The sequence below is a fragment of the Diaphorobacter sp. genome, from assembly GCF_050251835.1.
Lineage (GTDB): Bacteria > Pseudomonadota > Gammaproteobacteria > Burkholderiales > Burkholderiaceae_C > JBFXIE01.
Map to the genome: position 1 here is coordinate 14856 of NZ_JBFWLZ010000031.1, position 23815 is coordinate 38670.

Annotated in this window: 15 protein-coding genes, 1 tRNA gene and 1 riboswitch; of the genes, 8 read left to right on the forward strand and 8 right to left on the reverse strand. The window is 66.2% G+C overall.

Annotated features, from left to right (window positions below; all coding sequences use genetic code 11):
• Nucleotides 1-12 precede the first annotated feature (12 nt).
• Nucleotides 13-1155, reverse strand: a complete 1143-nt coding sequence (gene hemH / locus AB7E35_RS11075) for a ferrochelatase (protein WP_428163274.1) — start codon at nucleotides 1153-1155, stop codon at nucleotides 13-15.
• Between the two features lie 60 nt (nucleotides 1156-1215).
• Between hemH and AB7E35_RS11080 the strand changes: the two genes are divergently transcribed.
• Nucleotides 1216-2007 carry an HAD family hydrolase gene (locus AB7E35_RS11080; RefSeq protein ID WP_428167565.1) on the forward strand — a complete coding sequence of 264 codons (792 nt, stop codon included), beginning with the start codon at nucleotides 1216-1218 and terminating at the stop codon, nucleotides 2005-2007.
• Between the two features lie 9 nt (nucleotides 2008-2016).
• Here AB7E35_RS11080 and AB7E35_RS11085 read toward each other — a convergent pair whose 3' ends face one another.
• From AB7E35_RS11085 to AB7E35_RS11095, 3 genes are all read right to left on the reverse strand, one after another.
• Nucleotides 2017-4764, reverse strand: a complete 2748-nt coding sequence (locus AB7E35_RS11085) for a cation-transporting P-type ATPase (RefSeq protein ID WP_428163276.1) — start codon at nucleotides 4762-4764, stop codon at nucleotides 2017-2019.
• A gap of 230 nt (nucleotides 4765-4994) precedes the next feature.
• Entirely contained in the window at nucleotides 4995-5816 is an 822-nt protein-coding gene (locus AB7E35_RS11090) for an alpha/beta fold hydrolase (RefSeq protein WP_428167566.1), read from the reverse strand.
• Nucleotides 5816-7129, reverse strand: a complete 1314-nt coding sequence (locus tag AB7E35_RS11095; protein WP_428163278.1) for an O-acetylhomoserine aminocarboxypropyltransferase — start codon at nucleotides 7127-7129, stop codon at nucleotides 5816-5818. The genes AB7E35_RS11090 and AB7E35_RS11095 overlap by 1 nt, the downstream gene beginning before the upstream one ends.
• A 107-nt stretch (nucleotides 7130-7236) precedes the next feature.
• On the opposite strand from AB7E35_RS11095, the gene AB7E35_RS11100 reads away from it, so the two are divergent.
• Nucleotides 7237-7695, forward strand: coding sequence for a CBS domain-containing protein (locus AB7E35_RS11100; protein ID WP_428167567.1), 459 nt, complete (start codon nucleotides 7237-7239; stop codon nucleotides 7693-7695).
• 130 nt (nucleotides 7696-7825) lie between these two features.
• Entirely contained in the window at nucleotides 7826-8926 is a 1101-nt protein-coding gene (gene aroC / locus AB7E35_RS11105; protein WP_428163280.1) for a chorismate synthase, read from the forward strand.
• A 100-nt stretch (nucleotides 8927-9026) separates the two neighbouring features.
• Here the strand turns inward: aroC and nrdR are convergent, their stop codons facing one another.
• The 3 genes from nrdR to AB7E35_RS11120 form a co-directional block, all read right to left on the reverse strand.
• Nucleotides 9027-9476 (reverse strand): transcriptional regulator NrdR, encoded by a 450-nt coding sequence (nrdR, locus tag AB7E35_RS11110; protein WP_428163281.1) that lies wholly within the window; start codon nucleotides 9474-9476, stop codon nucleotides 9027-9029.
• A gap of 24 nt (nucleotides 9477-9500) precedes the next feature.
• Nucleotides 9501-10745 carry a serine hydroxymethyltransferase gene (glyA, locus tag AB7E35_RS11115; protein ID WP_428163282.1) on the reverse strand — a complete coding sequence of 415 codons (1245 nt, stop codon included), beginning with the start codon at nucleotides 10743-10745 and terminating at the stop codon, nucleotides 9501-9503.
• A gap of 34 nt (nucleotides 10746-10779) precedes the next feature.
• Nucleotides 10780-10937, reverse strand: a riboswitch (ZMP/ZTP riboswitch).
• A gap of 44 nt (nucleotides 10938-10981) precedes the next feature.
• Nucleotides 10982-11836 carry a transglycosylase SLT domain-containing protein gene (locus AB7E35_RS11120; RefSeq protein WP_428163283.1) on the reverse strand — a complete coding sequence of 285 codons (855 nt, stop codon included), beginning with the start codon at nucleotides 11834-11836 and terminating at the stop codon, nucleotides 10982-10984.
• Nucleotides 11837-12572: 736 nt separating this feature from the next.
• Here AB7E35_RS11120 and AB7E35_RS11125 point away from each other — a divergent pair.
• Nucleotides 12573-16352: a DUF748 domain-containing protein gene (locus AB7E35_RS11125; protein ID WP_428167568.1), complete on the forward strand. Its 3780-nt coding sequence runs from the start codon at nucleotides 12573-12575 to the stop codon at nucleotides 16350-16352.
• A 126-nt stretch (nucleotides 16353-16478) separates the two neighbouring features.
• Here AB7E35_RS11125 and AB7E35_RS11130 read toward each other — a convergent pair whose 3' ends face one another.
• Complete coding sequence (locus tag AB7E35_RS11130; RefSeq protein ID WP_428163285.1) at nucleotides 16479-17261, reverse strand: 3-hydroxybutyrate dehydrogenase; 783 nt, start codon at nucleotides 17259-17261, stop codon at nucleotides 16479-16481.
• A gap of 69 nt (nucleotides 17262-17330) precedes the next feature.
• On the opposite strand from AB7E35_RS11130, the gene AB7E35_RS11135 reads away from it, so the two are divergent.
• The 4 genes from AB7E35_RS11135 to AB7E35_RS11150 form a co-directional block, all read left to right on the forward strand.
• Entirely contained in the window at nucleotides 17331-18269 is a 939-nt protein-coding gene (locus AB7E35_RS11135) for an alpha/beta fold hydrolase (protein ID WP_428167569.1), read from the forward strand.
• Nucleotides 18266-20512: a RelA/SpoT family protein gene (locus tag AB7E35_RS11140; RefSeq protein ID WP_428163287.1), complete on the forward strand. Its 2247-nt coding sequence runs from the start codon at nucleotides 18266-18268 to the stop codon at nucleotides 20510-20512. The genes AB7E35_RS11135 and AB7E35_RS11140 overlap by 4 nt, the downstream gene beginning before the upstream one ends.
• A 59-nt stretch (nucleotides 20513-20571) precedes the next feature.
• Nucleotides 20572-20648: transfer RNA gene (locus AB7E35_RS11145), tRNA-Val, on the forward strand.
• Nucleotides 20649-21185: 537 nt separating this feature from the next.
• Nucleotides 21186-23815, forward strand: a 2630-nt coding sequence (locus tag AB7E35_RS11150) for a DUF349 domain-containing protein (RefSeq protein WP_428167570.1), incomplete at its 3' end; no start/stop codon positions are given.

A 23815-nucleotide genomic window follows, 5' to 3' on the forward strand; every position in this document is an offset into this window, starting at 1 on the left:
TTTAATAGCAAATCAGCCCTGGTCAACCGCCTTTGCCTTCCCGTGGCCCATGGGGCACGCGCCTGCCGGGGCGCCGCCGGCCAGGGCGTGGCGGCGGGCCTCGGCCAGCGCGGCGGCGCTGGGCGCCTCGGTGGGCCAGCCGGCCAGGTGCTGCTGCGCCAGGCGGCTGAGGGCGCCGATCCACTGGCGGTTGTCGTTCAGGCAGGGGATGTAGTGAAACTCCTGGCCCCCGGAGTGCAGGAAGGCCTCGCGCACCTCTTCGTTGATTTCTTCCAGCGTCTCCAGGCAGTCGCTGGTAAAGCCCGGGCAGACCACGTCCACCCGCCGGGTGCCGGCCTGGCCCAGCGCTTCGATGGTGGGCTGGGTGTAGGGCTCCAGCCATTTGGCCTTGCCAAAGCGGGACTGGAAGGTTATGCGGTACTGGTCGGCGCGCAGGCCCAGGCGCTCGCCCAGCAGGCGGCCGGTTTTGCGCGCCTCGCAGTGGTAGGGGTCGCCCAGGTGCAGCGTGCGCTCGGGCACGCCGTGAAAGCTCATCACCAGCTGGTCGGGCGTGCCGTGGGCGGCCCAGTGCGACTCGACGGTGCGCGCCAGGGCGTCGATGTAGCCGGGGTCGTCGTGGTAGCGGTTGACGAAGCGCAGCTCGGGCACGTTGCGGGTGCGCGCGGCCCAGGCGTACACGGCGTCGAACACGCTGGCGGTGGTGGTGCCCGAGTACTGCGGGTACAGCGGCAGGATGAGGATGCGCGTCGCGCCTTCGGCCTTGAGCGCATCCAGCTGGCTGGAGATCGAGGGGTTGCCGTAGCGCATGGCGTGGCGCACCAGCACCTGGTGGCCGGCCTCGCCCAGCCCGTCAGCCAGCAGCGCCGCCTGCCGGGCCGTCCACACCGCCAGGGGCGAGCCCTCGGGCGTCCAGATCGAGGCGTACTTGGCGGCCGACTTGGCCGGGCGCACGCGCAGGATGATGCCGTGCAGGATGGGCAGCCACAGCAGGCGCGCAATCTCCACGACCCGGTGGTCGCCCAGAAACTGCGCCAGATAGCGGCGCACGGCCGGGGCGGTGGCCTCGTCGGGCGTGCCCAGGTTGCACAGCAGCACGGCGGTGCGGCCTGCCTGGCCGTGGGTGTAAGGGGGTTCGGGGGAGAAAGGTGAGCGCATGCCCTGATTGTGGCAAACGCCCCGGCAGGCCGGGTGGCGCTGGAGTATTCTTGCCAGTCCATGCCCGAGCTTGTGTCTGAAACGCCCTTGCCACCCCTGCCACCCCAGCAGCCTGCCGCGCAGCCGTCGGTGCCCGAGTCCGCACCCGTGCCCGCGCCGCAGCTCGACCCCGCCCGCGTGCGTGCCATCACCATCGACCTGGACGACACGCTGTGGCCCATCTGGCCCACCATCGCCCGGGCCGAGGCGGCGCTGGCGGGCTGGCTGGCCGCGCATGCGCCCGCCACGGCAGCCTTGTTTGCCGATGCGCAGGCGCTGCGCGCCATCCGGCTGCACATGCAAACGCTGCGCCCCGACCTGCGGCTGGACCTGAGCGCGCTGCGGCGCGAGTCGATCCGGCTGGCGCTGACCCAGGCGGGCGACGACCCGGCCCTGGCCGAGCCCGCGTTCGACTTCTTTTTTGCCGAGCGCCAGCGCGTCCATCTGTTCGATGACGCGCTGGAGACGCTGGAGTTTTTGTCCACGCGCTACCCGGTGGTGGCTGTGTCCAATGGCAATGCCGACGTGCACCGCGTGGGCATCGGCCGCTATTTCAAGGCCAGCCTCAGCGCGCCGGTGCTGGGCATTGCCAAGCCCGATGCGCGCATCTTCCATGCGGCGGCGCAGGCCGCGGGCGCACTGCCTGCGCAGGTGCTGCATGTGGGCGATGATGCCTTGCTGGACGCGCGCGGTGCGCTGGATGCGGGCATGCAGGCAGCGTGGATCAACACGGCGCAGGCCCCGTGGTTGCACGGTACGCCGCCGCACGCCACGCTGGGCAGCCTGCGCGCGCTGTGCCGGCTGCTGGCCTGAGGAAGTGACTCAGGCGCGGGCGGTTCGCCGCGCGCCCCGCCACAGGCGCAGCACCAGCTTTTCGAGCTCGGCCAGCAGAAAAACCGCCAAACCCGCCAGCACCACGCGCGACCATTCATCCAGGCTCAGGTCGGTGGAGCCAAACACGGCTTGCAGCCAGGGCGCATGCACAAAGGCCAATTGCAGCACCGCGCATGCGCCAATGGCCACCAGCACATGGGGGTTGCCCAGCAGGCCGCTGCGCGTGAGGCTGCTGTGCTCGATGTGGCGGCTGTTGAGCAGGTAGAACATCTCGGCCACCACCACCGCGCTCACGGCCATGGTGCGCGCCGTCTCCACGGTGGTGCCCTGCGCGATCTCCCACAAGAACAGGCCCAGCGATGCGCCGGCCATCAGCATCGACACCATCACCACCCGCCACACGAACAGGCCCGGCAGCAGCTTTTCGCGCGGGTCGCGCGGCGGGCGGCGCATCACGTCGTCCTCGGTGGGCTCGAAGGCCAGCGCCAGCCCCAGCGTGGCCGAGGTGACCAGGTTGATCCACAGCACCTGCACGGCCGTGAGCGGCAGCAGCAGGCCGAAGGCGATGGCAAAGAACACCACCAGCGATTCGCCGCCGTTGGTGGGCAGCATGAACAAAATGAATTTGCGCACGTTGTCGTAGATGCCCCGGCCCTCGCGCACCGCATGGCCCAGCGTGGCGAAGTTGTCGTCGGTCAGCACCATGGCGGCGGCGTCCTTGGCGGCCTCGGTGCCGTTTTTGCCCATGGCCACGCCCACGTCGGCGCGCTTGAGGGCGGGCGCGTCGTTCACGCCGTCGCCCGTCATGGCCACGATTTCGCCGCGCGCCTGCAGCGCCTGCACCAGGCGGATCTTGTGCTCGGGGCTGGCGCGGGCGAACACGTCCACGCTGGCCACCACCTCGCGCAGCGCGTCATCGTCCAGCAGTTCGATCTCGGCGCCGGTCAGGGCGGGCAGCCCTACGCCGATGCCCAGCTGCGCGCCAATGGCACGCGCGGTTTCGGCGTGGTCGCCGGTAATCATCTTCACCCGCACGCCGGCGGCCTGGCACTCGGCCACGGCGGCCACGGCCTCGGGGCGCGGCGGGTCCATGCTACCCATCAGGCCCAGCAGCACAAAGCCATTGTCCAGGTCGCAAAACTGCAACGTGTGCTGCTGCATGGGCACCCGCTTGATGGCCACGGCCAGCACGCGCAGCGCCCGCGCGGCACAGTCGCCCACGGCGCGGCGCCAGTAGTCGGGCTGCAGCGGCACGTCGTCGTGCTGGCCGTCTGCGCGCCAGTGGCGCTGGGCGCGGCACATGTCCAGTACCCGCTCGGGCGCGCCCTTGACCAGGATGACCGAATGGCTCTCGTGGTCGTGGTGCAGCGTGGCCATGAAGCGGTGCTCGGACTCGAACGGTATGGCGTCGATGCGCGGATGCGCGGCGCGCTCGGCCGGGGCGTCCAGCCCGGCCTTGAGCGCCAGGGTGATCAGCGCGCCTTCGGTGGGGTCGCCGGTCAAGGTCCAGCCGTCGTCGGTGTGGTTCAGGGCGGCGTCGTTGCACAACAGCGCCACGTGCGCCAAGGCTTGCAGCGCCGCATCGTCTTGTGGCGCCACGGTTGTGTCCCCGCGCAAAAAACCGCCCAGCGGCGCATAGCCCGTGCCGGTGACCTCATAGACGCGGTCGGCCGTCACCATGCGCTGCACCGTCATCTCGTTGCAGGTCAGGGTGCCGGTCTTGTCCGAGCAGATCACCGTCACCGAGCCCAGCGTTTCCACCGCCGGCAGCTGGCGGATGATGGCGTTGTGCTGCGCCATGCGCCGCACGCCCATGGCCAGCGTGATGGTCATGATGGCGGGCAGGCCTTCGGGAATGGCGGCGGCGGCCAGGGCCACGGCCATCATGAACATTTCTTCGGCGGGCTGGCCGCGCCACAACACGCCGATGGCAAAGGTGGCGATCACGAACACCACGATGACCAGCGCCAGCCAGTGGCTGAACTGCCCTATCTGGCGCAGCAGCGGCGTGGTGCCTGTCTGCACCTGGGCCAGCAGCGCGCTGATGCGCCCCAGCTCGGTGCGCGTGCCCGTGGCCACCACGGCGCCCACGGCCGTGCCAGCGGCCACCAGGGTGCCCGAATAGAGCATGCAATGCCGGTCGCCCAGGGCGGCTGTGGCGTCCACCGGGGCATCGCCCTTGGTGCTGGGCACGGATTCGCCGGTCAGCACCGCCTCGTCGGCGCGCAGGCTTTTGCACGACACGATGCGCAGGTCGGCGGGCACCTTGTCGCCCGATGCCAGCAGCACGATGTCGCCGGGCACCAGCTGCTCGGCGTCCACCAGCTGGCGCTGGCCGCCCCGCAGCACCGTGGCCTGCGGCGACAGCATGCGGCGGATGGCGTCCAGCGCGGACTCGGCCTTGCCCTCTTGCAAAAAGCCGATGACGGCATTGACGATCACGGCCCCCATCAGCACGCCCGTGTCCACCCAGTGGCCCAGCGCCGCCGTGACGGCGGCCGACGCCATCATCACGTAGATCAGCACGTTGTGAAACTGCGCCAGCAGCCGCAGCCAGGCCGGTCGGCGCGGCGGTGCGGGCAGGCGGTTGGGGCCCCACTGCGACAGGCGCCGGTCGGCGTCGGCCTGCGCCAGGCCGCGGTGTGGGTCGGTGCGCAGCTGCTGAACGGTATCCACTGCGGGCAGGGCGTGCCAGTGGGGCGCGTCGGCTTCGGGGGTGGGGGGTGTCTGGGTCATGCAGGCTGGGGTTTGGCTACGAGGTCAACACGGCAATGAGGCAGTCTAGATGCGCAGCCGCACGCGGCCCGGCAATGTCCCGGCGCCACGGCCGGTATCGCTAGCTCCACTTTTACTATCATGTTGATAGCTTCTTGCGCTTTATCTGTCTGCGCTAAAAGCATATTGGGCTTATAAAAATATCCAGGGCGGCGGGCGGTGCGCGCTGGCTGTCGCACCGCCCGCACGGCTCAGTTCAGCATCGGCCGTGCCAGAAAGTCGCGCACAGCCATCAGTGTCTCGTCGGGCGCCTCGGTCATCTGGTTGTGGCCCGCCGGCAGGTGCACCACCTGCAGCGTCTTGCCCGCTGCACGCGCGGCCTGGATCAGGTTTTGCGCCGCCCTGGGGGATGTCATCTGGTCGTGCGTGCCCAGCGCAAACAGCACCGGGCACTGGATGGCGGCGATGGCCTGCTCGCCCTGGGCGTAGCTGTCGCAGGCCACAAAGCCGCGGTGGAACACGTTGACCTGCGGGTTGCTGCGCAGCACCCGGCGGCCCAGTGCCATGCCCGCGCCATACACCCACATGCCTGCGCCCGACGGCGGCGCCAGCGTGTTGCGCGAAAACACGTTGACCATGCGCATCGCCTGCTCGGGGTGGGTCTGCGAGGCCTCGATGAGCGCTGGCGACACCTTCATCGGGTAGGCCGTGCCCACCAGCACCAGGTGGCTGATGCGCGTGCCCAGGCGGGCAGCGGCCTCCAGCGCGATCAGCGATCCCCAACTGTGGCCCACCAGCGCGGCCTGCTGGATGCCCAGCGCATCGAGCAGCGCGCCCACAAAGTCGGCCGCCTGCTCCACGCTGGCGGGCGCCTCGCCGGCGCTCTTGCTGTGGCCGGGCAGATCCACGGCCAGCACGTTCCAGCCGTGGTTGGCCATGTAGCGGCTTTGCAGCGCCCAGACGCTGTGGTCGTTCAGCACGCCGTGGATGAACACCACGGTGGGCTTGGCGGCATCAAACGGCTTGCCGCCGGTGTAGCAATAGGTTTGTGCGCCGTTGACTTGCACGTACATCACGCACCTGCCTTTCCGTCGAGTTTTTCTGCGGCCTTGAGCGCGCGCTTGAGGTCGTCGATCAGATCGTCGGCATCTTCCAGCCCGATGGACAGGCGGATCGTGCCCTGGCCGATGCCGCCGGCAGCCAGCGCCTCGTCGCTCATGCGAAAGTGCGTGGTGCTGGCGGGGTGGATCACCAGGCTGCGGCAGTCGCCCACGTTGGCCAGGTGGCTGAAGAGCTTGAGCGTCTCGATGAACTTCTTGCCCTGCTCGCGGTTGCCCTTCAGGTCAAAGCTGAACACCGAGCCCGCGCCGCGCGGCAGCAGCTTTTGCGCCAGCTGGTGGCTGGGGTGCGACTCCAGCAGCGGGTGACCCACGCGCGCCACGAACGGGTGGCTGGCCAGAAACTGCACCACTTTTTCGGTGTTGCGCATGTGGCGTTCCATGCGCAGCGGCAGCGTTTCGATGCCCTGCAGGATCAGCCAGGCGGTGTGCGGGCTCATGCAGGCGCCAAAGTCGCGCAGACCCTCGCGGCGCGCGCGCAGCAAAAAGGCGCCCACGGTGCTTTCTTCGGTGAACACCATGTTGTGAAAGCCGTCGTAGGGCTGGGTCAGCTCGGGAAAGCGGCCCGAGCCTTCCCAGTCGAAGCTGCCGCCATCCACCACCACGCCGCCAATCACCGTGCCGTGGCCCGACAGGAACTTGGTGGCCGAGTGATAGACCAGGTCGGCCCCGTGCTCGAAGGGCTTGATGAGCCAGGGCGAGGTGAGGGTGGAGTCGATCAGCAGCGGCACGCCCGCTTCGTGCGCGATTTGCGACACGGTGGGAATGTCCAGCACATCCAGCCCGGGGTTGCCCACGGTTTCGCCAAAGAACAATTTGGTGTTGGGGCGGACGGCGGCGCGCCAGCCGTCGATGTCGCTGGGCCTGACGAAGGTGGTGTCGATGCCGAAGCGGCGCAGCGTGTAGTGCAGCAGGTTCTGGCTGCCGCCATACAGCGCCGTGCTGGCCACGATGTGGCTGCCCGCGCCCATCAGCGTGGCAATCGCCAGGTGCAGCGCGGCTTGCCCGCTGGCCACGGCGATCGCGCCCACGCCGCCCTCCAGCGCCGCCACGCGCTGCTCCAGCACCGCGTTGGTGGGGTTGCTGATGCGGCTGTACACATGGCCGGGGCGTTCCAGGTTGAACAAGGCCGCCGCGTGGTCGCTGGATTGAAAGACGAACGAGGTGCTCAGGTGAATGGGCACGGCGCGCGCGCCTGTGGCGGGATCCGGCTGCGCGCCCGCGTGCAGTGCGAGCGTGTCGAAGCCGGGGTCGGAATATCCGGGCATTCAGGTCTCCATGTGGGTGAAACTGCGCGCCATTGTGGGCTATTTGTGGGCTATTCTTGGGCAACAAGGCTGCATGCAGCGCCTGCAGAGCCATCCGGAGATTTCCCATGAAAGTCAGCGACATCCTGCGCCTCAAAGGCAACACCCTCTACACCGTGCACCCCGACGAACCCTTGGCCCGCGCCATCGAAACCCTGGCCGAGCGGGACATCGGCTCGCTGGTCGTCATGGAGCATGGCGACCTGGTGGGCATGCTCACCTTCCGCGAGGTGATCCAGACGTTGGTCAAGAACGGCGGCGGCGTGGGCACCATGCTGGTGCGCACCGCCATGGACGACCACCCGCTCACCTGCACCCTGGAGACCGACATGGACGAGGTGCGCCGCATGATGCTGGATCGCCATGCGCGCTACATGCCGGTGATGGATCGCCGCATGCTCATGGGCGTGATCAGCTTCTACGACGTGGCCAAGGCCGTGGTGGACAGCCAGAACTTCGAGAACAAGCTGCTCAAGGCCTACATCCGCGACTGGCCGCAGGAGGAATCGCGCCCCGCTGCCAGCTGAAGGACTCTGGCGGGCTGTCCTGATGATTGCCCAGGCGGTTACCCATCAAAAAACCCGCCAACCGTTGCTAATCCAGCGCTGGCAGCTATTTTTTTAGTAGCGTTACCCGCTCTGGGATAATCGCGCCCCTATGAGCGGCAACACACTTGGCACCCTTTTTTGCGTCACCAACTTTGGTGAATCCCACGGCCCGGCCATCGGCTGCGTGATCGACGGCTGCCCGCCGGGCATGGATTTGTGTGAGGCCGACATCCAGGCGGATCTGGACCGCCGCCGCCCCGGCACCAGCCGCCATGTGACGCAGCGCAATGAGCCCGACGCGGTCGAGATCCTGTCGGGCGTGTACGAGGGCAAGACCACCGGCACGCCCATCGCGCTGCTGATCCGCAACCAGGACCAGCGCAGCAAGGACTACGGCAACATCCTGCAGACCTTCCGCCCCGGCCATGCCGACTACGCCTATTGGCACAAGTACGGCCTGCGCGATCCGCGCGGCGGCGGCCGCTCGTCCGCGCGCATGACGGCCCCCACCGTGGCGGCCGGCGCCGTGGCCAAGAAATGGCTGGCCGAAAAATTCGGCACGCGCTTTCGCGCCTGCATGACCCAGCTGGGCGAACTGCCCATCCCCTTCGAGAGCTGGGAGCATGTGCCGCGCAACCCGTTTTTTGCCCCGGTGGCCGACGTGCAGGCCTACGAGGACTACATGGACGCGCTGCGCAAGTCCGGCGACTCGTGCGGCGCGCGCATCCGCGTACAGGCCACGGGCGTGCCCGTGGGGCTGGGCGAGCCTTTGTTCGACAAGCTGGACGCCGACATTGCCTACGTGATGATGGGCCTGAACGCCGTGAAGGGCGTGGAGATTGGCGCTGGCTTTGCCAGCGTGGCCCAGCGCGGCACCATGCATGGCGATTCGCTCACGCCGGCAGGCTTTGCCAGCAACAACGCGGGCGGCGTGCTGGGCGGCATCAGCACGGGGCAGGACATTGAGGTGTCCATTGCCATCAAGCCCACCAGTTCCATCATCAGCCCGCGCGAATCCATCGACATCCACGGCCAGAGCACCGAGGTCATCACCAAGGGCCGTCATGACCCTTGCGTGGGCATCCGCGCGGCACCGATCGCAGAAGCTCTGCTGGCGCTGGTGGTCATGGACCACGCTTTGCGCCACCGCGCGCAGTGCGGCGACGTGGTGCAGGCCGTGGGGCCGATAGCGGCCGCGCGCCAGGAATAAAGATCAAAATGGCTGCATTCCGCGTTCCATGAGCGCTGGCAGCTATCAATAAAAGAGCAATAAAGGCGAAGAAGGTTGCGGGCGGGAAGGCCGCGTGGGCCTATTTGCGCACCTCATCGACCAGCGCGCGGAACTCGTCGATGTCCTCGAAGCTGCGGTACACGCTGGCGTAGCGCACATAGGCCACCTTGTCGAGTTTCTTCAGTTCGCGCATGACCAGTTCGCCAATGCGGCTGGACAGCACTTCGCGCTGGCCCAGGGTGCGCAGCTTTTCTTCGATGTGCTCTATGGCCGAGTCGATCTGCACCGTGCTCACCGGGCGCTTGCGCAGCGCCAGCTTGAACGAGCCCAGCAGCTTGTGGCGGTCGTATTCCACACGGCGACCGTCTTTCTTGACTACCGTGGGGAAGTTGACCTCGGGCCGCTCGTAGGTGGTGAAGCGCTTTTCGCAGGCCGCGCACTGGCGCCTGCGGCGGATGAAGTCCCCGTCCTCGGACACCCGGGTCTCTACGACCTGGGTGTCATGGTTGTTGCAAAAGGGGCACTTCATCGCGCAGGCGCTGGCAGCCCCGGATCAGCGATAGACCGGGAAGCGGCTGGTCAGCGCATGCACCTTGGCGCGCACGGCCTCCAGGTTGGCTTCGTCGTGCGGGTTGTCCAGCACGTCGGCCAGCAGGTTGGCGGTGAGGCGCGTTTCTTCTTCCTTGAAGCCGCGCGTGGTGATGGCGGGCGTGCCCACGCGGATGCCGCTGGTCACCATGGGCTTTTCGGGGTCGTTGGGGATCGCGTTCTTGTTGATCGTGATGTGGGCCTTGCCCAGTGCGGCTTCGGCTTCCTTGCCGGTGATGCCCTTGGCGCGCAGATCCACCAGCATGACGTGGCTTTCGGTGCGGCCACTCACGATGCGCAGGCCGCGCTGGATCAGCGTTTCGGCAAACACCTTGGCGTTCTTGGTCACCTGCTGCTGGTACGCCTTGAACTCGGGCGACAGCGCTTCCTTGAAGGCCACGGCCTTGGCGGCGATCACGTGCTCCAGTGGGCCGCCCTGCAGGCCAGGGAAGATGGCGCTGTTGATGGCTTTTTCGTGCTCTGCCTTCATCAGGATGATGCCGCCGCGCGGGCCGCGCAGGCTCTTGTGCGTGGTGGAGGTCACCACGTCTGCAAACGGCACGGGGTTGGGGTACTCGCCTGCGACCACCAGGCCGGCGTAGTGGGCAATGTCCACCCAGAAAATGGCGCCGACTTCCTTGGCAATCTTCGCGAAGCGCTCGAAATCGATGCGCAGCGCGTAGGCAGAGGCACCGGCGATGATCAGCTTGGGCTTGTGCTCGCGGGCCTTGGCTTCCAGCGCGTCGTAGTCGATCTCTTCCTTGTCGTTCAGACCGTAAGAGACCACGTTGAACCACTTGCCGCTCATGTTCAGCGGCATGCCGTGCGTGAGGTGACCGCCTTCGGCCAGGCTCATGCCCAGGATGGTGTCGCCGGGCTTCAAGAAGGCCATCAGCACCGCCTGGTTGGCCTGCGAGCCCGAGTTGGGCTGCACGTTGGCGGCGTCGGCGCCAAACAGCTGCTTGATGCGGTCAATGGCCAGCTGCTCGATCACGTCCACGTTCTCGCAGCCGCCGTAGTAGCGCTTGCCGGGGTAGCCCTCGGCGTACTTGTTGGTCAGTTGCGAGCCCTGGGCGGCCATCACGGCAGGCGAGGCGTAGTTTTCGCTGGCGATCAGTTCGATGTGCTCTTCCTGGCGGCGGTCTTCGGCCTGGATGGCGGCCCACACTTCAGGATCGGTTTGTTCGACAAGGATATTGCGTTGGTACATGGCAGTCCGATGAACTAAGTGTCCCTTGACAATCAAGGGCTGCCCAGGCGAACGACGAATCGCTGCGGGGCTGTTGCCTGCCGCGCGGCACGCTCCCCAGTGGTTTGCAGAAAAAGAATTTTCTGCCGGTATCCACGTCAGCGGCGAGGCCCAAGGGCGCCGCACCGCCTATCGCCAGTTGCGTGCCCGGCTAGTGTAGTCGTTGTAAGAGCGCTCTTGCGCCGGGCAGCGTGGCTTCAGATGCCGTCCAGCAGCGCCACCTTTTCGGCGGCTGGTGCCTGCGCCGCGGGCGCGGCTTCCACTGCAGGGGCAGGTGCGGCAGGCGCCTGGGTGGACAGCATGGCGGGCTTGGTGTTGACCGGCAGGCGGGCGTCGGCGCGGCCATTGGCCACCTGGCGCAGCCTGAAGTGCTCCGCCAGCACCTTCGCGGCGTAGCCGCCGTCGTCCGGCAGATTGGCGGCGCCCACGTAGTAGCGCAGGCCGCCTTCGATCGATCCGGCGCGCGCAATGCACTCTTGCAGCACCTTCACGCCCACGCGCAGGTTGGTCACCGGGTCGAATGCCGCAAGGTGGCCGCCAAAGCCTTCGTACTTGTCGGTGTGCACGCGGGTCATCACCTGCATGAGCCCCTGGGCGCCCACGGGGCTCTGGGCAAACGGGTTGAAGCTCGACTCGACCGCCATCACGGCAAGGATCAGCGTGGGGTCCAGCTTGGTGCGCGCGCCGATGTCGTAGGCTTCTGTCACCAGGGCTGCCAGGGGTTCGGGCGCCACGCGGTATTTTTTGCTCAGCCAGTAGGCCACCGCGGCTTGTTCACGCGGCAGTTCTTTGGGGTTGATGGCCATGGCGCGGTCACTGGCAGCGGGCTCCAGCGGAAAGCCGATCTCCGCCACCTGGCGGGCCTGCAGCCAGTCCATGAGTTGTTCTTCACCAGCCTGGCGCAAGTCGGGCCGCGCTGACAGCGTGATGGCGGCAAAGGCCACGGTCAGCCCCAGCAGTGCGAAGCCGCTGTGAGTCACTTCCAGAAAACCGTTGATCACATCCGCAGTGAAGGTGCGCACACCGGCGACCGCTTTTGCTGACGCTGTCATAACTTCTCCTTTTTGAGTCGAGTCCTGAGTGACGGAGCTCCTTGGACGATGGGTCAGGAGAACTCGGTCCGACCAGGCTGTCTCGCCTGGATTGGCAAACCATGCAGTCCAGTTGCGACGCTTAGGGTCGCCGGAGCTGTCTGTCTGCCTTAGCCGTGTGGGACACGGTTGGGTGGTACGAAGGCCTGTCTTTGAAGGCTGGCGGATTCTATGGGGCCTCAAAATGCAAGGTCAATACTAATAATTTTAATCTTTATACAAAAATTAAATTTAAGCACTGTTTTTAACCTCATTTTTGTGTCAAAAATGGGTCTTCCGAAGGTTGAAGCTGGCATTGACTACCAAATGAAACTCTCAATCTGCAGTGCATTGCTCATTGAGAAAGTCTGTTGGAAAGTGCCGCCGACTTTGCTAACCTGAATTTGCCTGAACTGTTCAGGCATGCGCCCGAAGAAGCGACACCGACTCGATGCACGGCAAAGCTGCCACATTGAGCAATAGGTTCATCGCTTCCAGGGCAAGCCTTGGAGGCAATACCTTGCCTCCCGCACCGGGGACGTTCATCTCCGCGGTGCAAAAGATGGCAAAAGACCGTTGTGTCTGCCGTCAAGCCCGGTGCGCGGATTGACTTCGCGCACCGGGCTTTCTTTTTTGGATGTCCTGGCGTTGGTGGACCGGCGTTCGCTGGTTCAATCAGGTCAGAAACTCAAACGCTCAAGTGATCAGGTGCACCGTGATGCAAGTCCTACAACGTCTCAGAACCCATCGGTGGAGTCGGCCTGTCGCGTGGTTTCTGGGGTGCCTGCTGGCGCTATGGCTGATGGCCTGGCTGATCGTGCCTCCGGTGGCGCGCGCGCAAATTGAAAAGTACGCATCGCAAGCGCTGGGCCGCGCCGTGACTGTCGCCAGGGTCGAGTTTCTGCCGTGGACGCTGGAGGCCACGGTGCATGGCTTGTCGATCGCCTCTCAGGATGGCAAGACTTCCCAGGTTCAGGTGGCACGTATCTATTTAGATGCCGAGCTGCAATCGCTGTGGCGCCTGGCGCCGGTGATCGATGCATTGCAGGTGGACGAACCGGTCATCCGTGTCACGCAGACGCAGCCGGGGCGCTATGACTTCGACGATGTGCTGGCCCGCCTTGCGCAGCAGAGCGCGCAGATGCAGCCGGGCACCAAGGCATCACCGTCGCGCTTTGCGTTGTACAACCTGGCGCTGCAGGGCGGCGCCATTGAATTTGACGACCGCACGGTGGGCCAGGTTCACGCACTGCGGCAGATTCGGCTGGACATACCCTTTCTGAGCAATTTTTCTGCTGCCCGCGCGGTGACGGTCACCCCGCGCCTGGCTTTCACGATGAATGGCAGCCGCTTTGATTCTGCAGCGCAGGTCACCCCATTTGCCGAAAATCGCCACACAGAGATCCAGCTGAAGATCGAGGGATTCGATCTGGGCTCCTTTGGCGACTACCTGCCGGGCAACGTGCCGCTGCGCCTCAAGGCGGGTGTGCTCGATGCCGATTTGCGGCTGGGTTTTGAGCAGCAGCCCGCGCCCGAGTTCAAGATCGCCGGGCATCTGGCGCTGCGCGGCGTGCAGACCACAGACCTGGCTGGCGCTCCTTTGCTGGAGTTTGACGCCCTGCAGATGGCAATCAAGGATGTGCAGCCATTGCAGCGCGTGGTGGACATAGACACCCTTGAGTGGCATGGCGCCCGCATGCAGCTGCGCCGGGACGCATCCGGGCGTCTGGCGTTCACGGCGCATCCGCAGGCCGCGCCAGCGGGGCAGGGCCCCAAGGCCGCGCAGGCGCCAGCCGCGCAAAAGGATGAATCCCCCTGGCAGTTCAGACTTGGGGCGCTGAGGCTTGCCGACGGCGCCCTTGAATGGACGGACGCCAGCCTGCACGGCGCCAACGCCACCTGGACAGCCGATGACCTGCAACTGGAGGCTTCGGCGATTGCGTGGCCCCTGCGGCAGCCGTTGCAATTCAAGGCAAGCGGCCGGCTGTCGGGCGGTGGCGCCCGGGCTGATGGCGCACGCCTGGCCGTCCAGGGCCAGGCGACCGATGTCGTCGCGCAAGCGGCGGTTTCTGTCCGCGGCCTGGACGTGGCGATGGCCGCGCCCTACCTGCAAGCAGTGCTGAAGCCGTCGGTTGGCGGCATGGTGGACGCGGACCTGGGCCTGGCCAGAAACGGCGATGCCATCGCGGCCAAGGTGGCGACCTTGTCAGTGGACAAGCTGGCCCTGGGTTGCATGGCAGGCGACAAGTGCCAGAGTTTGCGCGGCGCCGGGATGGTGGGTGCGGGCAACGACGTATTGGCGCAGTGGGGTCGGCTGGACGTGGCCGATGCCCTGGTGCTGCTGCCGCGTCGCCAGTTGACGCTAGGCAGGGTGGCTTTGCACCAGCCTCGGCTGCTCGTGGCGCGCGCGCCAGAAGGCGGCTGGATGTTCGAGCAGTGGCTGGCGCAGGCGACGGCCGCAGCGCCACCCGGCCAACCCCATGGCGTACCGACACAGAAGGCCGGGCGAGAGCTCTGGACGCTGAAGCTGCACGACCTTGAGGTTCAGGACGCCAACGTCGCTTTCCGGGACTCCGCGCCTGCCACGCCGGTGGCGCTCAACCTGTCCGGGCTGCAGGCGCGCCTGCGTGGTATCTCCCTGGTCGATGGCAAGCTGGCACCGGCAGCGGTGCATCTGGATACGCGCGTGGGTGCCGGTCGCACCGAGCCGGGGCGGCTGACTTATGAAGGCTCCGTGGCGGCGGCCGAGGCGCTGACCGTCCAGGGCACAGTGCGTGCGCATCATGTGCCGCTGCACGCGCTGGAGCCTTACGTGGCGCCGGGCCTGAATGTGGACATCTTGCGTGCCGATGGCAGTTTTGTCGGTGATCTGCGCTTTGTGAATGGCGCAGCGGCACCCACCCTGTCGGTGGCGGGAGATGCGTCGCTCGATGAGGTGCATGTGCGCGCCGCGGGCGGCGAGACGGCAGACGGCGGGCCGGACGCACAAAGCGTGCGCGTGGCGCAGCGGGGCGAGGAGCTGCTGCGCTGGAAGTCGCTGTCGCTGCGTGGCGTGGCCTTGCAACTGAACCCGGGCCAGCCATTGGCGCTGGACGTGGCGCAGACTGCACTGAGCGACTTTTTCGCGCGCATCATCGTGCAGGAAGACGGCCGCATCAATCTGCAAAACATGGGCAAGGCCGCTGCGACCGGGCAGGCCATGGCCGGGCCGCAGGTGTCCACGGCCCCCTCGTCAGAAGCGGAGAACCGGGCAGCACCCGCAGCAGAGCAGCCGGCCCAGTCGATGGCGCCGCGCATTCGCTTCGGCCCTGTGGCGCTCACCAACGGTTCGATCCGGTTCTCGGACTACTTCATCAAGCCCAATTATTCGGCCGACCTCAGCGATTTGACGGGCCGGCTCAGCGCGTTTTCGTCCGCTGCGCCCGTGGCCGGTGCACAACCGCAAATGGCCGAGCTGGAGCTGCGCGGCCGCGCTCAGGGCACGGCATCGCTAGAGATCACCGGCAGGCTGAACCCGCTAGTCCAGCCGCTGGCGCTGGACATCCAGGGCCGCATGCGTGATCTTGAACTGCCGCCCTTGACCCCCTACAGCGTCAAATACGCGGGTCATGGCATCGAGCGCGGCAAACTCAGCATGGATGTGTCGTACAAGGTGCTGCCCAGCGGGCAGCTGACGGCCAGCAACAAGCTGGTGCTGAACCAGCTGGCCTTTGGCGAACCGGTTGAGGGCGCGCCAGCCAGCCTGCCGGTGCGGCTGGCCGTGGCGCTGCTGGCAGACCGCAACGGCGTGATTGATGTGGAACTGCCCATCAGCGGATCGCTGAACGATCCTGAGTTTCGGCTGGGCGCGGTCATCTTCAAAGTGGTGGGCAATCTCATCATGAAGGCGATCACGGCGCCGTTTTCCTTGCTGGCGGGCGCCTTCGGTGGCGCGGATGAGCAGGGCGCGGTGGCTTTCGCGCCGGGCAGCGCCGTGCTGGATGGCAACGCGCGCCAGCAACTCGACAAGATTGCCCAGGAGTTGAACAACCGGCCCGCACTCAAGGTGACCGTGGTGGGCTGGGCTCAGCCGCAGACTGAACAGCTGGCCTGGAAGCGCCAGCGCCTGCGCGACATGGCACAGGCGTACAAGCGCCGCGCAGCGGTCAGGGCGGGTAACCCGGAGGCTGAAGTGGCGCCGATGAGCGACGCAGAGTACCCGACGTTGCTCAAGGAGGTTTACCGCAGCGCCGACATCAAAAAACCGCGCAACATGGTCGGCATGACCAAAGACCTGCCGCAAGCCGAGATGGAGGCCTTGCTGCTCCAGAGCATCGATGTGCCGGACAGGGCCATGAGCGAGCTGGCACTGGCCCGCGGGGTGGCCGTGCGCGACTATCTGGCCAGCCGGCAGTTGTCACTGGAGCGGCTGTTTGTGGGGGCCAGCAAGCTGGAGCCGGTTGGGGAGGGGGACAGCGCCTGGACACCCAAGGCGCAGCTGACGTTGGGCACGCGTTGACACCGGCCTTCATTCATGCCCTGGGCCGCATGTCTGCACTGCAACGGGCACATGACACATGGCATATGGCGCCAAAACGCTGCACGCAGCCCGGGCGGGTCGCCAGGGCTGCCGCCGATTGCGGGATTACTGCGCGACCCAGCCGCCGTCCATGTTCCAGGCCACGCCGCGCACGTTGTTGGCGGCGGCCGAGCAGAAGAACACGGCCAGTTCGCCCAGTTCTTCTGGCGTGGTGAACTGCATGGAGGGTTCTTTTTCGCCCAGCAGGATCTTGGTGGCTTCTTCGGTGGTTACGCCCAATGCGGCCGCCTTGGCATCCACCTGTTTTTGCACCAGCGGGGTGAGCACCCAGCCCGGGCAGATGGCATTGCAGGTCACGCCGGTAGGGGCGGTTTCTAGTGCCGTGACCTTGGTCAGGCCGACGATGCCGTGCTTGGCGGCCACGTAGGCCGACTTCTGCGCCGAGGCCACCAGCCCGTGCACCGAGGCGACGTTGATGATGCGCCCCCAGTTATTGGCCAGCATGCCCGGCAGCGCCAGGCGGGTGGTGTGAAAGGCGCTGGTGAGGTTGATGGCGATGATGGCGTCCCACTTGTCCACCGGGAAGTCCTGCACGCTGGCCACATGCTGGATGCCGGCGTTGTTGACCAGGATGTCCACCTGGCCGAACTGGGCGGTGGCGTACTTGAACATGTCTTCGATCTCCGCGGGGCGGCTCATGTCGGCGCCGTGGTAGGCCACGCGCACGCCCGCCGCCTGGCCCGCGGCCAGCACTTCGGCGCGTGGCCCGTCCACGTCGCCAAAGCCGTTAAGCACAATATGGGCGCCCTGGCGAGCGAGTGCCTTGGCGATGCCAAGGCCAATACCGCTGGTGGAGCCGGTAACAAGGGCGGTTTTGCCGTTCAGCATGAGAGTCTCTCCGAATGAATTAGGATGCAGCGCAGGCATTATCAAGCGCTGAATGACGGTACCGTTTCCATGATTGAACCTACGCTGAAATACGTACCGTGCCCCGGCCCCGCGGCCGCCGACGGCCCGCAACCAGGCCATCGCATGGCCTACTGGGAGTGGAATGACACGGGCGATGCTGCCCATCCGCATGTGATCGTCTGCGTGCACGGACTGTCGCGCCAGGGGCGGGACTTCGACACGCTGGCCCGTGTGCTGGCGCGCCATGCGCGCGTGGTCTGCCCCGATGTCGTGGGGCGCGGTCGCAGCGACTGGCTGGCCGACCCCGCGGGTTACCAGATGCCCGTGTACCTGGGCGACATGCTCGCTATGCTGGCGCAGCTGCATGCGCAGAGCCCCATTGAAACGCTGGACTGGGTGGGCACCAGCATGGGCGGGCTGATCGGCATCGCCTTGTGCGGCCAGCCCGGGCTGCCCCTGCCCGCGCCGGTGCGGCGCCTGGTGCTTAATGACGTGGGGCCGCGCATCGAATGGCAGGCGCTGCAGCGCATCGGCCAGTACCTGGGAGAGCCCGCGCATTTCGAGACAGTGCAGCAGGCGGCCGACGCGCTGTGGGCGGTGTCCGGCAGTTTTGGCCCGCACACGCCCGCGCAGTGGCTGGAGCTGTCGCGCCCTATGGTGCGGGCGGTGCCGCAGGGTGGCCTGGTGCTGCACTACGACCCGGCGATCGCCGTGCCCTACCGGGCCGTGACGCAAGACGCCGCGCTTGCCGCAGAACAGCAGCTGTGGCAGCTGTACGACCAGATCACCGCCCGGGTGCTACTGCTGCGCGGCGCGCAGTCAGACCTGCTGTTGCAGACCACGGCGCAGGAGATGACGCAGCGCGGCCCGCGTGCGCAACTGGTGGAGTTTGCCGGCGTGGGCCATGCGCCGACACTGGTGCAAAGTGACCAGGTGACTGTGGTCGCGCAGTTTTTGCGGCAGCAGCAAGAGGAGTGGGCCGCATGAAGAGCAGTTCCAGGGGGCAGTTGCCCCTGGGTCAGGGGGCGGCGGGGGTGGGCCCGCGCCCGGACGCAATACCGCAGCTCATTGCCGCCACATCGCAGGCGGACCCCGGCCAGATCGACGCCCTGGCGCGCGCGCGCACCTTTGCCCAGCCGTTGCTGATTGGCGAAACGCTTGCCACCGGCGAAAACACCCTGGCACACGCGGACGCGGTGGCCAGCATCCTCAAGAACCTGGGCGGCTCCGAGACCATGCAGGCCGCAGCCTATCTGGTGTATGCCTGCGAGCACCTGAACAAGCCCGAGGAAGTGATCACCAAGGCCTTCGGCAGCAACTTTGCCGCGCTGGCCATCGAGACCACCAAGCTCATGCGTGTGCAGCACCAGGCGCGCGAGGCGCAGGTGAGGGGCCAGCAGGTGGATGACGAGGCCACGCAGACCGAGAACGTGCGCAAGATGCTGCTGGCCTTCTCGCGCGACCTGCGCGTCGTGATGCTGCGCCTGGCGTCGCGCCTGCAGACCCTGCGCCACTATGCAGCGTCCAAATGCCCGGTATCGCCTGCCATCGCGCGCGAGGCGCTGCAGGTGTTTGCGCCCCTGGCCAACCGCCTGGGTATCTGGCAGATGAAGTGGGAGCTGGAAGACCTGGCTTTTCGCTTTCTGGAGCCGGACACCTACCGGGAAGTGGCGCGCCTGCTCGACGAAAAGCGCACGGAGCGCGAGCTATACATGGAGCAGGTGCGCAGCCGGCTCGAGTCCGACTTGCGCGCGCACAGCATTAGCGCCAGTGTGTCCGGCAGACCCAAGCACATCTACAGCATCGTCAAGAAGATGCGCGGCAAGTCGCTCAATTTTGATCAGGTGTTCGACATTCGCGCGCTGCGCGTGATCGTGCCCAGCGTCAAGGACTGCTACGCCGCACTGAGTTGGGTGCACAGCCAGTTCGTCCCCATCGAGGCCGAGTTTGACGACTACATTGCCCGCCCCAAGCCCAACGGCTACCAGTCATTGCACACCGTGGTGCGCGATGAGGCGGGCAGGGCCATCGAGATCCAGATCCGCACCCAGGCCATGCATGACCATGCCGAGCATGGTGTGGCAGCGCACTGGGCCTACAAGGAGGCGGGCACCAAGGGCTACGCGGGTGTATCGGCCAGCAGCGACTACGACGCCAAAATCGCCGTGCTGCGCCAACTGCTGGCCTGGGAGCGCGATCTGGTGGGCTCGGCCAGCCGTAGCAGCCTGTTTGAAGACCGCATCTACGTGCTGACGCCCGGTGCAGCCGTGGTGGAGCTGCCGCAGGGCGCGACGCCGCTGGACTTTGCCTACGCCGTGCACACCACTGTGGGCCACTGCTGCCGCGGCGCGCGTGTGGACGGGGCCATGGTGCCGCTGAACACGCCCTTGCAAAACGGCCAGACCGTGGAGATCAGCACTGTCAAGGAGGGGCGCCCTTCGCGCGACTGGCTCAATCCGGAGCTGGGCTACCTCACCAGCCACCGCGCCAAGGCCAAGGTGCGTGCCTGGTTCAATGCCCAGGCCACGCATGCAACGGTGGCCCGGGGGCGCGAACTGGTCGAAAAATTGTTGCAGCGCGAGGGCAAGACGGCGCTCAAGCACGACGATCTGGCAGTGCAGCTGGGGTTCAAATCAGCGGACGCGCTCTTCGAGATGGTGGGCAAGGACGAGCTGTCGCTGCGCTCCATCGAAGCGCTGCTGCGCCCGCCCGAGCCTGCTGCAGACGCGCCCGATGTGCTGCTCAGGAAAGCGCGCACACCTGACGGAGCCTCCAGAGGCGCGGTGCTGGTGGTCGGCGTGGACTCGCTGATGACGCAACTGGCCAAATGCTGCAAACCGGCGCCGCCCGACGATATTCGCGGTTTTGTGACGCGCGGCAAAGGTGTCAGCGTGCACCGCGCGGATTGCCGCAACTTCCGCGAGATGGCGGTGCGCAATGCCGAGCGCGTGATCGACGTGCAATGGGGACGGCCGACGCGCCAGGCAAAGCTGGCGGCTGTCTATCCGGTGGATGTGGCGGTCGAGGCGTCCGACCGTCAGGGCCTGCTGCGTGACATATCCGAAGTCTTTGCGCGCGAGAAGACCAACGTGATTGGCGTACAGACGCAGTCCGTCAAGGGCACGGCGTGGATGACGTTCACTGTCGAGGTATCGGACGCAGAGCGGCTAAACAAAGTGCTTGGCATCGTTGCCGCGGTGCAGGGGGTGCGGTCTGCGCGTAGGCGCTGAGGTATTGTTTGGAAGTTGGTGCATTTTCACTGCTATACTCTCGCTTCTCGAATAAACACAGGCGCGTAGCTCAGCTGGTTAGAGCACCACCTTGACATGGTGGGGGTCGTTGGTTCGAGTCCAATCGCGCCTACCAACCAACCATTGGTAACCAAGGACTTAGGAAAAATCCTGAGTCCTTTTTTTTTGGAAAAGCGTCCGATCTAACGCTGAACGCCTGCCGGTTGCAGGCAGCCTGTCACGTTCATTGACACGTCCGACAAGATCGAAAAAAGACTAAAGACTCGCTTTCTGCAAGAACACCCGTGCATGCGCGCAGCTGCGCAGGCAGTTGCAATCGGTTTGACCTCAGTTGCGGCCTTGGTGCTCCCCGTGCAATCTCCCCTGTTCTGGCGCGCTTCATGGCAGCCACCAGATCCTGCTCGCACGCTCCTGGTCTGAGTGCTTTCGTTTGTCATGCGTCAATCTTCTTGTTTCACAACGTTCCGCGTAAGGCTGGCAACGGTGAGCCTTGGCATGCTGTCGTCTGACTGGGGTATGACCGCGGCCAAATCCGGGCGAAAATGATGGTTTGAACCCTCGGGCTTCGGCCTAGGCGCCGGGCGCTGGGCAGCCGCCTCGCGTGCCTTCCTTCTTTATTGGTTTCATGTTTTCTTTTTCCTCTCGCAGCAAAATGTCCGAAGCACCCGAAGTGACCCCGGTCCAGGCCAAAACCATCGAGCAGCATCCACTAGATTCGCTCACAGGCGGCGCCTTTTCGGCCGCGACATCTGGCGATCGGTCAGCACGTATCCGCGAATGGCTGGCCACCAATCCCCCCGCTGACAAACTGCAGGAGGTGTTCAAGGAGCTGAGCGCCCGCGACAAGGGTGCCGCGCGTGCCGTGCGTGAACGCCTGGATGAAATTCGTCGTGCCGAAGGGCAGGTCGCCATTGCTGCGGAATGGGCGGCCAAAGCCGAGGCGCTGCTGGCCTCGGCCAAGTTGAACATCGCCGACGCGCTTGCCTGGCAGCGCGATGCGGCCAAGGCCGGAGCACCTCTCTCACGCGAGCCGCTGGCCGCGCTCAAGACCCAGCTCAACGACCGTGTGAAGACGATCGAAGACCTGCAGCACCGTGTGCAGGTGCAGCGCGAGGCTGCAGTGTTGCTGGCGCAACGCATCGAGGTGCTGTCCACCAAGCCCTGGAAAGACGCGCAGTCGGCGCTCGAGCTGCTGAATACCGACGTGAGCCGCTGGCAGCAGCAGGCACAGGATCTGACGGGTGATGTCGCATGGCCCAGTGTTGAGGCGCGTTTTCCCACGTTGCTGGAGTCCTCGCGCACCCAGTTGCTGGTGGTGTGGGATGCGTTTCAGGCGGCGCTGGCGCAGGCCGTTGCAGCAGCGCAGGACGCTGCTGCGCCTCTGCCGCCCGTGCCTGTGTGGGCTGATGAGCTGCGCGTGGCGCGAGGCTTGCCTGCAGAGGCTGCAGAAGCCAAGACACCGGTGCGTACAGTGGCGCGGCCGAAGGTCGATCCCCAGCTGCGCGAAAAAGCGCAGCAGGCCGTGGGTGAAGCCCTGGCCAAGCTGGAGGCGGAGACTGTGCAGGGGCATGGCAAGGCCAGCGCTGGCGCCGCCACTGCATTGCGCGCCGTACTCAAGGTGCATGGCAAGTTGATCGACGCGGAGCTGGAGCAAAAGGTGCATCTGGCACTGGTGGCTGCGGGAGAGCTGGAAGGCTGGCAGCGCTGGAGCGCGGATCAGGTGCGAGAAGACCTGGTTGCGCGCGCCGAGGCATTGCTGCAACGCCCGGACGCGCAGGCTTTGGGGGGGCGCAAGATGCAGGAGCTGCTGCGCCAGCTGCGCGAGCAGTGGAAGCACGCGGATCAGGGTGCGCCGGCCAATCATGCGCTGTGGAAGAAGTTTGACGACGCCTGCAACGCGGCCCACAAGGTGGTCGAAGCCTGGCTGGAAAAAGTGCGCGCCGAGGCAGCGCAGCACCGTGCACAGCGCCTGGCCCTGATTGAAGAGGTCAAGGCCTGGGCGCAGCAGCAGGTGCAGCCTGGCGCGGCAGCACCTGACTGGAAGGCTGCCAACCGTGCGCTGCACCAATTCGCCGAGCGCTGGCGCTCTGGAGGGCATGTGGGTGAGAAGGCATTTGCCGAGTTGCAGTCGGCCTGGAAGCAGGCGCTGGCGCAGGCCGCGGCGCCTCTGGAGGCGGCACAGAAAGCCAGCTTGGAACGGCGCCACGCCATGATTGCCGAGGCCGAGGCTCTGGGGGCTGCGCCGTCATTGCGCATTGATGCCATCAAGGCGCTGCAACAGCGCTGGCAGGCAGAGGCGCAGTCCGTGCCCCTGGATCGCAAGCACGAGCAAAAGCTGTGGGACGCCTTCCGCAAGCCCATTGATGAGGCGTTCAAACGCAAGTCCGCAGATCGCGAGCGCCATACGGCCGAGCTGAGCGGCCGTGATCGCGCAGTCCTTGAAGCCTCCAAAGCCCTCGATGCAGCCAGTGCCTCTGGCGACGTGCAAAAAATCCGCGAGGCCATGGCTGCGCTGGAACGTGCGACCAAGGATCAGGCGGCTGGCGATGCTGGCAATGCGGGTCCGGATAAAGACCAGGCTCCAGCGCCGGAAGGCGCAGCGCAGGGGGCTTCTGATTCAGGAGCGGATGTGGCCGGCGAAAAACCGGCTGTTGCGGCACCGGCGCGTGCAGTGGTCGCGGTGCGCGGTGATGACCGTCCGGGCATGCGCAAGTCCGCGCCCGTTCAGGAGGTTCGCGCGGGGCGTGCTGGTGGTGATCGGCGCGATGGCCGTGACGGCCGTGGTTCTCGTGATGTGGTGGGGCGTGACCGCGAAGCTGTACGGGGTCTGCGTCTGGGCGATGCCGCCTTTCGGGCGCAGCGCGACGCAATGGAGCATGCGCAGATGGCGCTGCGCAAACTGGCAGCGCAGGCGCACGGCGAGGCTCTTACGCAGCTGATGTCTGCCTGGAAGAGTAGAGACGCCGCTCAGGTGCCCAGCCTGCAGGAGCTGGGTGGCAAGGTATCGGCGAGCGTGCGCGCTGCATGGTGCCAGGCTATTGGCGCGCCAGCGGGGGCGTCGGGTGAGCAGGCGTTGCTGCGTCTGGAGATTGCAGCCGAGGTGCCGACACCGGTTGACCAACTTGCCGCGCGCCGTGCGTTGCAATTGCAGCTGCTCACTCGCCGCCACGATCCTGCGCCTGCGCAGACTTGGGCGCAGGATGCGGCGCTGGTTTTTGCCGGTGCCTGCGACGAAGCCAGTGCGCGCCGCCTGCAAGGCGTGCTCAAGGTTTTGCTCAAGAG